Source organism: Rhodococcus sp. Chr-9 (genome assembly GCF_000801125.1).
Classification (GTDB): domain Bacteria; phylum Actinomycetota; class Actinomycetes; order Mycobacteriales; family Mycobacteriaceae; genus Rhodococcus; species Rhodococcus pyridinivorans.
In genome coordinates this window covers 35,316-48,016 of sequence record NZ_JTIZ01000131.1, presented here as the reverse complement: position 1 = coordinate 48,016, position 12,701 = coordinate 35,316, and the positions used below count along the sequence as shown (strand labels likewise).

Here is a 12,701-nt window from a genome sequence, read left to right as displayed (position 1 = left end):
GGCATGGTCGAACGTAAGAAGGTGCTGCTGCGCCTCGACCCGGCAGTCCACGACGCGCTCGCGCGGTGGGCTGCCGACGAGTTGCGCAGCACCAACGCCCAGATCGAGTTCCTGCTCCGGCGGGCCCTCACCGAGGCCGGCCGGATGCCGCGCGAGGTGGGGCGCATACGCGGACCGGGCCGTCCGCGTGCCGATGCCCACGACGAGGAGTGAGCAGACATGGCCGGCACGGCACGACGGGGAGGCACCACCGACGAGACGGGTCGCTACGCGGTGCTCTATCCCGCGCTCGCCGAGGCGGCCCACCGCGTAGGCGCGACCGCGATCGGTCTGATCGACGTGGGACGCCCCGCTGCGCTGAACCTGTGCGTCGACCGCGTGGGCATCACCTACAGCGACGGGGTGTTCCTGGGCGACCCGGATTCTCCTGTGCAGGAGAGTTGTTCGATCGTCCACGGCGGGGCGGTTCCCGACCGGACGATGCCTCCGGTGGTCAGGCGCGTCGCCGTGACACGGCACCGCCCCGACGTCGAGGACGCCCTGCTCGCCGAGGACCCACCCGTCCGGTTCTACGGCGACGTCGTGGAACTGCTGTCCGAGGCGATCGCGGCGGTACCCGAGGATGCCCTGGTCGTCGTGACGACTACCAGGGCTCTGTCACGTCTGCCGATCCCGCGGCGCCCGTCGTTCGTCGACCGCCTTCGTGACGCGGCCACGGGACGAACGGTCGCGTGGGTGTCGGCCGAGGGTGTAGGTGTCGCGCCGTCGGTCCCGACGCTCGGTGATCGTCCGGCCTCCGGCCACAGCATCGTCGGCATCGCGTTGTACGAGGGCGCCGAGCATCGGGTGGACGCGGTGGCGCGCTGCTGGTCGCGAGGCCGAATTCTCGACTGGTTCCACTGATCTCGATTCCACTGTTTCGGTGGTTCCACCCCCGCTCTGCGGGGTCGGATCCACCGAAATCGGATCAGGCGGCGAAGGTCGGTAGCAGGGTTCGCGTGATGCGAGCGGGCCAGTCCTCGTCCACCTCGCCGCGAAGCGCCTGCTCGGCGAAGTAGGCTCCGACCACGCAGTCCGGGAAGGTCTCCACATCGAGATCGGCGCAGACGGTTCCGTCGTCGCAGTGGCGTCGGATGGCCTCGGCGAGCATCTGCCGGTGGCGCATCAACAGAGATCGCATCAGCTCGGTGAACCACAGTTCCTGTTCGGTGACGAGCGCCGCGAGCCCACCGAGCCCGATGCCCTCGTCGACGGAGAGACGGGACTGCTCCACCACCCACCGCAGGAGCTCTTCGACCGTGGCCTCCGGTTCCGGGGGTGCCGATCGGGTGAGGGGTTCCATCACCGCCTCAGCATCTCGCTGCGATCCCGGTACCGGCGGTAGATCGTCGTCCGGGCCATGCCGGCGACGTTCGCGACCGCTTCGATCGTGACGGCCTTCGGCCCCTTCGTGCGCAGCAGCAGGAGCACCGTGTCGGCGATCCGCTGTTCGGGTGAGGTGTCGTCGCGGCGTCCATCGGCCTTCGGCCTCTTCTTTCGGGTGTCGGGTCGGCCGCTCTGGCGAGCATCTTCGCGCCGTGGTCGTTGGTCGATCCGGCGCCTCGCCCACACTCGCGGGGAGGGTGGAATGATGCGGGGTGTTCGGTGACGAAGGGATGGGGCGACACATGATCGGGATCAGCCGCGACGGCGACGTCGTGACCGTGGAACTGCAACGCGAAGAGCGTCGTAACGCGCTCAACACGCAGCTGTGCGTGGAGATCCGCGAAGCGGTGGACAAGGCCGTGGCGGACGACGCGCGTGTCGTGGTGATCACCGGGCGGGGCACGAGCTTCTGCGCCGGGGCCGATCTCTCCGGCGACGTCTACGCCGAAGGGTTCACCGACAGCCTCGCCGAGATGCTGCGCACCATCGTCGAGGCTCCGATCCCGGTGATCGCGGCCGTCAACGGCCCGGCCATCGGTGCCGGCACCCAACTGACGCTCGCGGCGGATCTGAGGGTCGTGGCGCCCACTGCACGATTCTCGGTTCCTGCTGCGCGCCTGGGTATCTCGGTGGATCGATGGACGGTCCGGCGACTCGCCTCGCTCATCGGCGGCGGGCCGGCACGCGCAGTCTTCCTCGCCGCCGAACCCGTCCACGCCGAGGAAGCCCTCGCGCGTGGACTCGCCAATCGCATCGGCGACCTCGCCGACGCGCAGGCATGGGCGCACGAGATCGCGAAGCTCGCGCCGCTGTCGCTGAACGCGATGAAGTTGTTCCTCAACGACGACGGCACCCGCGACGAGGCCACGCCCGAGCAGACCGCCGCACTCGCCGCGGCGTGGCTCAGCGAGGACGCCCAGGAGGCCAGGCTCGCTCGTGCCGAGCGCCGCGACCCGACCTTCCGCGGACGATGAACATCCGGTCCGCCGTCTCGGCAGCGCTCGCCGGAGCAGGCACGCTGTGGGTCGCGCGCGCCGTGAACGGCCTGCCCGGTTCCATCGGCGCCTCGGTCTCCGACATCCGTCCCTACGCCGCCGCGTCGCCCCGCTACCGCGACGGTCGTTTCCACAACACCGACCCTGCGTCCGTGCTCGGCGCCGAGGCGGCGGGCGGTTTCGCGAAAGACCTGCTCACCCGCGGGTCGCGGGGGAGACCTCGCACCGAGGTGCCGTTGTCGACCTATCTCGCGCCGGTCGACGCGGCGGAACTCGCCGTGACGTGGTTCGGGCACTCGACCGCCCTCGTCGAGGTCGACGGCTACCGGGTGCTGTGCGACCCGGTGTGGAGCGAGCGCGTGTCACCCTCACCGACTGTCGGCCCGGCACGTCTGCATCCGGCGCCGGTCGAACTGCAGACCCTGCCGCGCCTCGACACGGTGGTGATCTCGCACGACCACTACGACCATCTCGACCGATTCACGGTCGAGAGCCTCGCCGTGCTGCAGCCGACCGTCCGGTTCGTCGTGCCGCTCGGGGTGGGCGCGCACCTGCGCCGCTGGCGGATCGCCGAGGAACGCATCGTCGAACTCGACTGGGACGAACACGTCGAGGTGGACGGCCTGCGCATCACGTGCACCGAGGCCCGGCACTTCTCCGGGCGCGGCCTGCAGCGCAACATCACGTTGTGGTCGTCGTGGGTGTTCACCGGGCCGACGCGCCGGGTGTTCTTCGGCGGCGACAGCGGGTACACCCCGCGGTTCGCCGACGTCGGCGAGGCCTACGGCCCGTTCGACCTGACATTGCTGCCCGTGGGCGCCTACGACAAGCGATGGCCCGACGTGCACATGAACCCCGAGGAGGCGGTGCGCACGCATCTCGACCTCGGTGGCGTCGACCGTCACGACAGTCTGTTGGTCCCCGTGCATTGGGGAACCTTCGACCTCGCCTTCCACGCCTGGTCGGAGCCCATCACCCGGCTGCTGCCCGCCGCGCGGGAGTCGGAGGTGACCACCGCGGTGCCGATGCCGGGTCAGCGGATCGACGTGTCGAAGTCCGATGCGTCGAAGTCCGTCGCGGTCGATCCGTGGTGGCTCACGTCGAGCTGATCCCCCTGCCACGGCACCGGTTGTTCGCTTTCGTGCCCTAATCTGGTTCGTCATGGCAGTAGAAGAGCCCACGACGGTGGTGGGAACGGGCGAGGCACCGGTCCTCGCATCCGACCATGCAGCCACGGGGCTGTCCACCGAGCAGGTCGCCGAGCGTGTGGCACGTGGCCTCACCAACGATGTCCCCGACCGCGCGTCCCGATCGGTCAAGGACATCGTCCGGGCCAACGTGTTCACCCGGATCAACGCGATCCTCGGGGTGCTGCTGCTGATCGTGCTGGCCACCGGCTCGATCATCGACGGCATGTTCGGTCTGCTGATCATCGCGAACAGCGGCATCGGCATCATCCAGGAGGTGCGTGCCAAGCGCACCCTCGACAAGCTGGCCATCGTCAGCCAGACGAAACCCGTCGTGCGCCGGGACGGCATCGCCGCACCGATCGCTCCGCGCGAGGTGGTGCTCGACGACATCATCGAGCTCGGCCCCGGCGACCAGCTGGTCGTCGACGGCGAGGTGGTCGAGGCCCAGGGTCTCGAACTCGACGAGTCGCTGCTGACGGGTGAGTCGGATGCCGTGCACAAGGTGCCCGGCTCGACGGTGATGTCGGGCAGCTTCGTCGCCTCCGGCTCCGGCTCCTACCGTGCGACGAAGGTCGGCCGCGACGCCTACGCGGCGCGACTCGCGGAAGAGGCGAGCAAGTTCACGCTCGTGAAGTCGGAGCTGAACGCGGGCATCAACAAGATCCTGCGTTTCATCACCTACCTGATGATCCCCGCAGGTCTGCTCATCATCTACAACCAGCTCTTCTCCAGCGGCGAGTCGCTCGGCCCCGCGCTGAGCGGCATGGTCGCCGCCCTCGTGCCGATGGTGCCCGAGGGTCTCGTGCTCATGACGTCCATCGCGTTCGCGGTCGGAGTCGTCCGCCTCGGACGTCGTCAGTGCCTCGTGCAGGAGCTGCCGGCGATCGAAGGCCTCGCGCGCGTCGACGTGGTGTGTGCCGACAAGACCGGCACGCTCACCGAGAACGGCATGCGCCTGTCCGATCTCGAGTCCCTCGACGGCAGCGGCCTCGACGAGGCCCGCGCCGCCCTGGCCGCGCTCGCGGCCGACGACCCGCGTCCGAACGCCAGCGTCCTCGCGATCGCCGAGGCGTTCCCCACCGCCCCCGGCTGGGGCGAGCCGACGGCGGTCGCGCCGTTCTCGTCGGCGAAGAAGTGGAGCGGCCAGTCGTACGGCACCCACGGCAACTGGCTGCTCGGCGCACCCGACGTGCTGCTCGACCCCGGCACCGAGGCGGCGCGACGCGCCGAGGAACTCGGCTCGAGCGGGCTGCGGGTGCTGCTCCTCGCATGCAGCGACCGCCCGGTCGACGACGAACTCGCCCCCGGCACGGTCACGCCCGTCGCGCTCGTCGTCCTCGAACAGCGGGTGCGCCCGGACGCGAAGCCGACCCTCGAGTACTTCGCCGGCCAGCAGGTCGACGTCAAGGTCATCTCCGGCGACAACGCGATCGCCGTCGGTGCGGTCGCCTCGTCGCTCGGCCTGCCGGGTAGCGCGTCTCCCATCGACGCGCGTTCCCTGCCGGAGGGCGAGAACGAACTCGCCGACGTCGTCGAAGGCTCGACGACCTTCGGCCGGGTCCGTCCCGATCAGAAGCGCTCGATGGTCGGCGCGCTGCAGTCGCGCGGTCACACCGTCGCGATGACCGGCGACGGCGTCAACGACGTGCTCGCCCTCAAGGACGCCGACATCGGAGTCGCGATGGGGTCGGGCAGTCCCGCGACCCGCGCGGTCGCACAGATCGTCCTTCTCGACAACAAGTTCGCGACGCTGCCCTACGTGGTGGCCGAGGGTCGCCGGGTCATCGGCAACATCGAACGCGTCTCCAACCTGTTCCTCACCAAGACGGTGTACTCGGTGCTGCTCGCCTTCCTGGTGGGCGTGTCGGGTGTGCTGTCGCAGGTGTTCGACTTCGAGCCGTTGCCCTATCCGTTCCTGCCCCGGCACGTGACGATCGCGGCGTGGTTCACCATCGGCATCCCCGCCTTCCTGCTGTCGCTGGCACCGAACAACGAGCGGGCACGCTCGGGCTTCGTCTCCCGCGTGATGCGACTGGCGATCCCCTCGGGCGTGGTCGTCGGTGTGGCGACCTTCGTCTGTTACGTGCTCGTCTACGGCGGCCCGGAGCAGACCGAGCAGCAGAAGATCCAGGCCGGCACCTCGGCCCTGATCACCCTGCTGATCATCGCGCTGTGGGTGCTCGCCGTGGTCGCCCGCCCGTACCAGTGGTGGAAGATCGTGCTGCTCGCCGGTTCGGTGCTCGGTTACGTGATCCTGTTCTCCGTGCCGTTCACCCGGGAGTTCTTCGCGCTCGATCCGTCGAACGTCGCGTACTCGACGATCGCGGTGACGTGTGGGCTGATCGGAGTCGTCCTCGTCGAGGCCCTGTGGTGGGTGTCGGGACGTCTCCACGGGGAGCATCGCCGCCTGTTCGCCGCCTCCGGCGATCTGCTCCCGGGCGTACACTGACCCGCAGCGCACGGATCGGTGCGCCCGAACCTCACAGCGATCCGACGAGGGAAGGACCGAACGATGGGTTTCATGGATTCGGTGAAGGGCCTTGTGAACAAGGGCAAGGACTACGCCTCGAAGAACCCCGACAAGGCCGATCAGTTCATCGAGAAGGTCGGAGACCAGGTGGACGGACGTACCGGCGGGAAGTACACCCAGCACGTCGACAAGGCGCAGGACGCCGCCCGTCAGCATCTGGGTACCACCGACAATCCCGAACCGGGCGCGCAGCCCGGACCCGGCGGGGAGCCCGGTCCGGAGGGTGGTCCCGGACCCGAAGCGCAACCGGGTCCGCGTCAGCCCTGATCGAGGCAGGGGCGGCAGCCCCGTTCACGGCAGGTATGGCAGTACGGCGTCGCCGAAGGTGTCGATGAACGGGCGCTGATCCGGCCCCACATGGTGCAGATAGATCTCGTCGAAACCGAGTTCGGCGAATCCGCACAAGCGGTCGACGTGTTCGGCGGGATCGTCGGACACGATCACCGCGCCCTCGAGAGCGCCGTCGTCGAGTTCGGCGGCGTGGGCCTCGAATTCCTCGGGCGTGGCGAGTTCTGCCATGAGTTCCGGCGGTAGGGCGTTCGTCGCCCACTGTTCCCGCGCGATCTCCCGAGCGCGTTCCCGCGTGGGCGCCCAACTCAGATGGACCTGCAGCACGGTCCGTCCGCGTCCGCCCCCGTCGCGGTAGGCGCCGAGGATCCGCCGCAGGTCCTCGAGCGGGGCGTTCACGGTGACGAGACCGTCGACCCGGTCGGCGAAACGACCGGCCGTCTCGGGAGTCAGTGCGGGAAGCAGAATGTCGGGAGGAGTCTCCGGCCGGTCCCAGACCCGTCCGCGGTCGACCTTCACCGCGCCGTCGTGGTCGACGACTTCGCCTGCGTGCAGGCGTCGCACGATGTCGAGGTTCTCACCGAGGAGTTGCTGCCGTTCCTCCTTGGATGGCCAGGCGACTCCGGACATGCGTTCGTTGCAGTGCTCGCCGCTGCCGAGTGCGAACCAGAAGCGCTGCGGGAACATCGATGCCAGAGTGGCGGTGGCCTGGGCGGTGACGACCGGGTGGTAGCGGAAGCCGGTCGCGGTGACGACACCGAAACGTAGGTCCGTGGTGGCCAGGGCCGCTCCGAGCCACGACCACGCGAACCCCGAGTGCCCCTGGCGACGCGACCACGGTTCGATGTGGTCCGAGCACATGGCCGCCCCGAAACCGGCCGCTTCCGCGAGCCGGACGTCCTCGAGCAGGCGGGATGGGGACGCCTGTTCGTGTGAGGCGTGAAAACCTATCAGCGTCATACCTGTCCGCTCCTCCGGTCGATCGGCGATCAGTACTTCTTCGATGAGGGTCAGTGCAGCCGTCATGAGTGCGAGATTGGCTCAGTCCCTGGGGGGAGATTGCCGAGGAAGGTGCCGTCCTCGGCAATCATCTCCGAGTACAGGCCCGGGCGAACACCTTCGCGTCGGCGCCCCGATCGCGCACCACGCGGAGCAACCAGCTCATCGCGGCGTGCACCTCCTCGCGATCGCCGAGACGGATCAACGCGTGCAGGGTGTAGGCGGCGTCGCGCACCCAGGCGAAACGGTAGTCCCAGTTCTTCTCGCCGTCCGGGATTTCCGGAACGGACGAAGCCGCCGCCGATCGAGCGGCGGGCGAGCTCACCCCACGGCAACCGCCCGGCGACGCCCGTGTCGATCGAATCGGTCACGCGGACCCGGTCCTGCGCGGTGGTGAAGACGGTGCTCAGCACGTTCGTACCCGTCACGTATGCGCGTTCTACGGTGAACTCGGCGACAGGCTGCAACTCGACGGAACCGCCCGCCGGTGCATCGAGCAGTCGTGCGAAGACCGGGTGCGAATCGAGGAGCGGAACCGGATACCAGTCCACCGAACCGTCCTCGGCGACGAGGGCGACGGTGTCACCGTCACCCAGCGCGGCATAGGTGCGCAGGTCCGCATAGCCGTCGTCGTCGCGGGCTGGGATCACACGCACTCCTCGCTGGGGCCGGGTACACGGCGGTCGATCGGTTGCATACCCCGGCTGCGTCGGGGCAAACGACCTGCCGGTCTCGCTGCGAGATCGGGTGTGCGGGCGCGTCGTGGAAGCAGGAGGGGCGGGGCGAACGGCATCCGGCAGGGTGGCCGAAGAAGAAGACGTGGCCGCCGTGTATCCGGGATTCGTTGTGCCACAGCGAATTTTTCACATCTTCTCGACATTGTGCAGGTAAGGGCGTGCAGCTATCGTGCGCCGTATACGTGGTGCAGACATCACCCGTCGTGCGACGACGAAGGGATCGGACGATGACCGCAGCGGCCTATGCCGAGTTCCTGCCCGAGAACTACCGATCGGCCTGTCGAGAACCGGAGTCCACCTGGTGGGACTGGCGCGGTCGCCGCGTCCACATCGCCCGCAACCCTCGCCCCGATGCTCCGGTGCGCGTGATGGGAATCCACGGCGCGGGCGGCCATTCCGCGGCGCTCTGGTCGTTCGCCTCGCTGGCCGCGGACGACGACGTGGACATCCTCTTCCCCGACATGCCCGTCTACGGACGGACCGTCGAACCCCGTCCCTCGCAGGTCCGGTACTGCGATTGGATCGACCTGCTCTGCGACCTCGTCGCAGCCGAACGCGCCGACGATCCCCGGCCGCTGGTCCTCTTCGGCGCGAGTATGGGCGGGATGATGGCCTACGAGGTCGCGGCCCGCACCGGACAGGTGGCCGCGGTGGTCGCGACCTGCCTCCTCGACCCCGGCGACCCCCAGGGGCGGGTAGCCGCAGCCCGATGGGGCTTCGCCGGAAAGGTGGCACCGTCGCTTCTGCCGCCCGTGGCCCGGGTGGCAGGTGATCTCCGACTGCCGATCAGATGGCTCGTGCGGATGAACCGGATGAGCAACGACCCCGACCTCACGCGCATGTGCGAGTCGGACCCGCTCGGGGGAGGAGTCCGGATCCCGCTGGGATTTCTGGCCGACTGGTTCACCTACCCGCATGCCGCGCCCGAGGACTTCACCGCAGCCCCGGTCACGCTCGTGCACCCGGCCGCCGACCGCTGGACCCCACCGGAGCCCAGCCTGCGGTTCCTCGACCGCATCTCCGCGCCGACGCAGGCCGTCCTGCTCGAGAACTGCGGGCACTGGCCGATCGAGGAGCCCGGACTCACTCGGCTGATCGCCACGACGCGTGCCGTCATCACCGGGGTGGCCGCACAAGGGTGATCACGGATCCGGCACCCGACTGCGGGTTCGCTTCGGCCGGCCGCCGGCTGTGTCACCATCACACCGTGAACCGGACACCTGGCACGGTGCCGTCGCGATGAACGGCGCGTGGATCCTGCTGGTCGTCATCGCCGGAATCGCGGTGACGGCCGTCGCGTCGCGACGCGACCTGCAGGCCCCGCTCGTGCTCGTCACCGTCGGAGCACTGGTGTCGTTCGCACCGGGTCTGCCGCGGCTCGAACTGGACCCGGACATCATCCTCGGGGTCGTCCTGCCGCCGCTGCTGTATTCGTCGGCCCTGCGGTTCTCGGTTCCCACCTTCCGGCAGTACCTGCCGTCGATCCTGCGGCTCGGCATCTACACCGTGCTCGTCACGGCGTTCGTCGTGGCGTGGACGGCGTCCGCGATGATGGCGACGCTGACCTTCGGTGCGGCACTCGCTCTCGGCGCGGTCGTCGCACCGACCGACGCGGTCAGTGCCGTCGCCGTGGGACAGCGACTCGGACTGCCGAAACGGGTCATCGCGGTGCTGACCGGGGAAGGTCTGGTCAACGACGCCACCGCCCTGACCCTGTTCACCGTGGCGATCTCGGCCGTCACCGGCACACACATCCTCGCCGACTCCCCGTTCCTGTTCTTCCTCTACGAGGTCGCGGGCGGGATCGCCGTCGGCCTGGTGCTCGCGTACGCCGTCCACCTGATCCGCGCCCGGATGTACGACTCGCCGCTCGAGACCGTGCTGGGGCTGGTGCTGCCGTTCGCGGCCTATCTCGCCGCCGAGGAGGTCCACGCCTCGGGAGTGCTCGCCGTCGTCGCCGCCGGACTGTTCCTCGGGCACCGCGCCACCGAGGTCTCGGTGAGCACGCGGCTGCAGGAACGCGCGGTGTGGAAGAGCGTCGACGTGGTGCTCGAGACCTTCGTCTTCGCCTATATGGGTCTGCAATTCCGGTTCGTCCTCGACGACGTCCGCGACAGCGGTACCGACCTGCATGTCGCGTTGCTGGGCGCGGTCGTGATCCTGCTCGTCGTCATGCTCGTGCGACCCGCGTGGGGTCTGCTGCACTGGGGCCGGCGCGCACTCGTGCGCCGCGCCGGATCCGAACGTCTCGGCCGCGACCAGCTGAATTTCCGGGAACACGTCGTGGTGTCCTGGGCGGGCATGCGGGGAGTTGTCACTCTCGCGGCCGCCGGCGGGGTGCCCGTGGTGATCGCGTCGGGTGCCGACTTCCCCGGTCGCGAGATGATCCAGATCTCCGCGCTGGTCGTCGCCATCGGCACACTGCTCATCCAGGGAGCGACCATGCCGTGGCTCATCCGCAGACTCGACGTCACCGACCCCTACGAGCGGCTGCGGACCGAGGAACAGATGGCGGTGGCCCGCAGGATCTCGGCGGAGTCCAGCGACCGTGTGCTCACCGAACTCGCCGCGCAGCCGCCCGACGGTGTGGATCCGGAGATCTACGACAGGCTGCTGGCCAAAGCACGCACGTCGCTGCGGTCGCGGCAGGAGGCGGAGACCGTCGAGGACACCGCGGAGGACGCCGGAACACGACTGGCCGCGTTGTTCGACGACATCCGGCGGGCATCCCTGCAGGCGCGACGCCAGGCCCTCATCGACGCTCGCGATCGGGGTGAACTCGACGACGAGATCCTCCGCGACGTGCTCGAGAGCCTGGACATCGACGAAGCGGCGGTGGAGGAGCGCATCCGCCGCCGTCGTTGGGACGACAGTGCACAACGGTAGGACGAGACAGTGCACAACGGTAGGACGACAGTGCACAACGGTGGGACAACCGGGCGCAACGGTAGACTTTCCGCAAGTGAACACCCCGCACGGCCCGGAACAGGTGCCGCACGATCCCCGCACCGACGTCTCCGTTCGGTTCGCTCTCCGGTCACCTGCTCGTCTGAAGACCGAACTCCTGGCCGGCCTGGTCGTGGCGCTCGCCCTGATCCCGGAAGCCATCGCCTTCTCCGTGATCGCCGGCGTCGACCCCCGGGTCGGGCTGTTCGCCTCGGTGACCATGGCCATCACCATCGCGATCGTCGGGGGACGGCCCGCGATGATCTCGGCGGCGACCGCGGCCGTGGCACTCGTGATCGCCCCGGTGTCCGAGCAGTACGGGGTGGACCATCTCATCGCGACGGTGATCCTCGGCGGCGTCTTCCAGGTGCTGCTCAGCTTCCTCGGCGTCGCCAAGCTCATGCGGTTCGTGCCGCGCAGCGTCATGGTCGGCTTCGTCAACTCGCTCGCGATCCTCGTCTTCGTCGCCCAGATCCCGCACCTCGTGGACGTGCCGTGGATGGTCTACCCGCTGGTGGCGGCAGGTCTGCTGGTGCTGGTGTTCCTCCCGAAGATCACCGAGGCCGTGCCGGCTCCGCTCGTCACGATCGTGCTCCTCACCGTCGTGACCGTGGCCTTCTCGCTGAACGTGCCGGACGTCGCGGACCAGGGTGAACTTCCCGAGAGCCTGCCCACCCTCTTCTTCCCGGACGTGCCGCTGACCTTCGAGACCCTCCGGATCCTCGCGCCGTATGCGCTCGCGATGGCCTTCGTCGGCCTCATGGAATCGCTGATGACGGCCAAGCTCGTCGACGACATCACCGACACCCGGTCGGACAAGACCCGCGAGGGCTGGGGCCAGGGCGTCGCCAACATCGTGACCGGGTTCTTCGGTGGCATGGGCGGCTGCGCCGTCGTCGGCCAAACCATGATGAACGTCAAGGTCTCCGGGGCACGGACCCGTCTGTCCACCCTGGCGGCCGGCGTGTTCCTGCTGATCCTCGTGGTCGCGCTCGGCGACATCGTCGGTCTGGTTCCGATGGCCGCCCTCGTCGCCGTGATGATCATGGTGTCGATCGCGACGGTCGACTGGCACAGCGTGCACCCGCGGACGCTGCGGTTGATGCCGCTCAGTGAGACCGTCGTCATGGTCGTCACCGTCGTGGCCACGGTGAGCACCGGCAACCTCGCGATCGGGGTGTCGCTCGGAGTGCTCACCGCGATGGTGCTGTTCGCCCGCCGGGTCGCGCACATGACCACGGTCGAGAGGACCCTCACGAGCGACGACACGTGCACCTACCGGGTCACGGGGGAACTGTTCTGGGCGTCGAGCAACGATCTCGTCTTCCAGTTCGACTACATCGGCGACCCGGAGAACGTCGTCGTCGACCTCACCGCCGCCGACATCTGGGACGCGTCCACCGTCGCGACCTTCGATGCGATCCAGCAGAAGTACGCGGCCAAAGGCAAGACGGTCACCATCGTCGGACTGGACGGCGCGAGCCTAGAACGCCTCCGCCGGTTGTCCGGCCGACTCGGTGGGGAGAACTGACTGCGCATCCCGGGAGCAGACTGCCGTTGTCGAGGCGCAACTCGACGGCGATCGATTCGA

Annotated in this window: 13 protein-coding genes and 1 pseudogene; 9 read left to right on the top strand and 5 right to left on the bottom strand. The window is 68.8% G+C overall.

Features of this window, described 5'->3' with window-relative positions:
- Positions 1–3: 3 nt before the first annotated feature.
- Both QR64_RS23285 and QR64_RS23280 read left to right on the top strand, forming a co-directional pair.
- A complete protein-coding gene (locus QR64_RS23285; protein WP_006551624.1) occupies positions 4–213 on the top strand; it encodes a hypothetical protein in 210 nt (69 codons plus the stop codon).
- Between the two features lie 6 nt (positions 214–219).
- Positions 220–903 (top strand): DUF2332 family protein, encoded by a 684-nt coding sequence (locus tag QR64_RS23280; protein WP_019289900.1) that lies wholly within the window; start codon positions 220–222, stop codon positions 901–903.
- Between the two features lie 64 nt (positions 904–967).
- Here the strand turns inward: QR64_RS23280 and QR64_RS28460 are convergent, their stop codons facing one another.
- Together QR64_RS28460 and QR64_RS28455 are read right to left on the bottom strand one after the other, a co-directional pair.
- Positions 968–1,345 carry a TetR/AcrR family transcriptional regulator C-terminal ligand-binding domain-containing protein gene (locus QR64_RS28460; protein ID WP_235367313.1) on the bottom strand — a complete coding sequence of 126 codons (378 nt, stop codon included), beginning with the start codon at positions 1,343–1,345 and terminating at the stop codon, positions 968–970.
- On the bottom strand, positions 1,342–1,611 hold the full coding sequence (locus QR64_RS28455) for a TetR/AcrR family transcriptional regulator (protein ID WP_232512397.1): 270 nt from the start codon (positions 1,609–1,611) through the stop codon (positions 1,342–1,344). Before QR64_RS28455 ends, QR64_RS28460 begins: the two co-directional genes overlap by 4 nt.
- Positions 1,612–1,667: 56 nt before the next feature.
- On the opposite strand from QR64_RS28455, the gene QR64_RS23270 reads away from it, so the two are divergent.
- The 4 genes from QR64_RS23270 to QR64_RS23255 all read left to right on the top strand — a co-directional run bounded on the left by QR64_RS23270 (position 1,668) and on the right by QR64_RS23255 (position 6,407).
- Positions 1,668–2,399 carry an enoyl-CoA hydratase gene (locus QR64_RS23270; protein ID WP_033096765.1) on the top strand — a complete coding sequence of 244 codons (732 nt, stop codon included), beginning with the start codon at positions 1,668–1,670 and terminating at the stop codon, positions 2,397–2,399.
- Positions 2,396–3,529: an MBL fold metallo-hydrolase gene (locus QR64_RS23265; RefSeq protein ID WP_024103115.1), complete on the top strand. Its 1,134-nt coding sequence runs from the start codon at positions 2,396–2,398 to the stop codon at positions 3,527–3,529. The genes QR64_RS23270 and QR64_RS23265 overlap by 4 nt, the downstream gene beginning before the upstream one ends.
- A 52-nt stretch (positions 3,530–3,581) precedes the next feature.
- Entirely contained in the window at positions 3,582–6,059 is a 2,478-nt protein-coding gene (locus QR64_RS23260; protein ID WP_024103116.1) for an HAD-IC family P-type ATPase, read from the top strand.
- Positions 6,060–6,122: 63 nt separating this feature from the next.
- A complete protein-coding gene (locus QR64_RS23255; protein WP_019289896.1) occupies positions 6,123–6,407 on the top strand; it encodes an antitoxin in 285 nt (94 codons plus the stop codon).
- 24 nt (positions 6,408–6,431) lie between these two features.
- Here QR64_RS23255 and QR64_RS23250 read toward each other — a convergent pair whose 3' ends face one another.
- The 3 genes and pseudogenes from QR64_RS23250 to QR64_RS28445 all read right to left on the bottom strand — a co-directional run.
- A complete protein-coding gene (locus tag QR64_RS23250) occupies positions 6,432–7,388 on the bottom strand; it encodes a TIGR03885 family FMN-dependent LLM class oxidoreductase (protein ID WP_039587523.1) in 957 nt (318 codons plus the stop codon).
- 127 nt (positions 7,389–7,515) lie between these two features.
- Positions 7,516–7,752, bottom strand: a complete 237-nt coding sequence (locus QR64_RS28450; RefSeq protein WP_235367311.1) for a glycoside hydrolase family 15 protein — start codon at positions 7,750–7,752, stop codon at positions 7,516–7,518.
- 88 nt (positions 7,753–7,840) lie between these two features.
- Positions 7,841–7,978 (bottom strand): annotated as a pseudogene (locus QR64_RS28445) (hypothetical protein); the annotation flags it as partial.
- A gap of 413 nt (positions 7,979–8,391) precedes the next feature.
- On the opposite strand from QR64_RS28445, the gene QR64_RS23240 reads away from it, so the two are divergent.
- The 3 genes from QR64_RS23240 to QR64_RS23230 all read left to right on the top strand — a co-directional run bounded on the left by QR64_RS23240 (position 8,392) and on the right by QR64_RS23230 (position 12,641).
- Positions 8,392–9,306: an alpha/beta hydrolase gene (locus QR64_RS23240; protein WP_039587520.1), complete on the top strand. Its 915-nt coding sequence runs from the start codon at positions 8,392–8,394 to the stop codon at positions 9,304–9,306.
- Between the two features lie 97 nt (positions 9,307–9,403).
- Positions 9,404–11,050: a Na+/H+ antiporter gene (locus QR64_RS23235; protein ID WP_039587688.1), complete on the top strand. Its 1,647-nt coding sequence runs from the start codon at positions 9,404–9,406 to the stop codon at positions 11,048–11,050.
- 76 nt (positions 11,051–11,126) lie between these two features.
- Positions 11,127–12,641 carry a SulP family inorganic anion transporter gene (locus QR64_RS23230; protein WP_052227409.1) on the top strand — a complete coding sequence of 505 codons (1,515 nt, stop codon included), beginning with the start codon at positions 11,127–11,129 and terminating at the stop codon, positions 12,639–12,641.
- The last annotated feature ends 60 nt before the right edge of the window (positions 12,642–12,701 follow it).